The sequence below is a fragment of the Mesorhizobium sp. M1E.F.Ca.ET.063.01.1.1 genome (assembly GCF_003998155.1).
Lineage (GTDB): Bacteria > Pseudomonadota > Alphaproteobacteria > Rhizobiales > Rhizobiaceae > Mesorhizobium.
Genome location: NZ_RZSC01001339.1, coordinates 1 through 829, shown reverse-complemented (window position 1 = coordinate 829; position 829 = coordinate 1). Strand labels below are relative to the sequence as shown.

Below are 829 nucleotides of genomic sequence, written 5' to 3'. Positions count from 1 at the left end.
CTGCTGTGGCCTTACCGGCTTGGCGCGAGGATCAATGTCCTGGCCTGGACGCGCAAGCTGCCGCCGGTCGTGGCGGTCACCGATGGCGTCTTCCTCGGGCGTTTTCCGGCGAGCGGCGAAGCCAGCGGCTTCGGCACCGTGATCGACCTTGCCGCCGAGTTGGAGCGGCCGCGAGACGCGTCTGGCCGCTGGGCGAGCTTCGGCATGCTCGATCTCCTGCCGCCTCCCGCGGACACGCTCGACAACGCGGTGGCGGCGATCGAGCCGGCGCGGAGGCACGGCACAGTGCTGGTCTGTTGCGCGCTCGGTTTCCAGCGCAGCGCCACCGTCGTCGCCCGATGGCTGGTCGCCAGCGGCCGCTCGCGCACGCCGGCGCAGGCGCGCAAGCAGCTCGCCGGGTCCGGCCGGCCGGTGCATCTTCAGGTCGGACTGGACGAGCCGGCATGACGGACGAAGCCTATCAGCAGCGGACAGCCGCTTTCGCCGCCATGCTGATCAAGCAGGCGGCATGGCCGACCGCCATCGTCGTCGCCGGCGACAGCGTCGCGCCGCTGGTCGCCTCGGCGCGCGGCGCGCTCCACGCGCCCCTTGCCGTGCTGGCGCTGCTGGTCGCGGCGGCGAGCGCTGTCGTGGTGCTTGGGCTTTCCGCGCTTCTTCTCTTCGACGCGCTGCTGTTCCGGCTGATGGCGACGCATTCAGACGACGCCTCCGGAGGCGCCGCGGTCGACGACATCCTTTCGCGCATGCGGCTGAAGCCCGCGCCAACCGCTCCGCGCCCGCTCGACGATCGCATCGCAGGAACGCGCCGCCTTCTCGTGCGGCAGCGCAT

Annotated in this window: 1 protein-coding gene and 1 pseudogene; both read left to right on the top strand. The window is 71.9% G+C overall.

All coding sequences use genetic code 11. The annotated features are described in order from the left end of the window. Positions 1–447 (top strand): annotated as a pseudogene (locus EOA29_RS38415) (dual specificity protein phosphatase family protein); the annotation flags it as partial. Next, on the top strand, positions 444–829 hold a 386-nt coding region (locus EOA29_RS38410), incomplete at its 3' end, for a hypothetical protein (protein ID WP_127222515.1). The pseudogene EOA29_RS38415 and the gene EOA29_RS38410, both read left to right, overlap by 4 nt.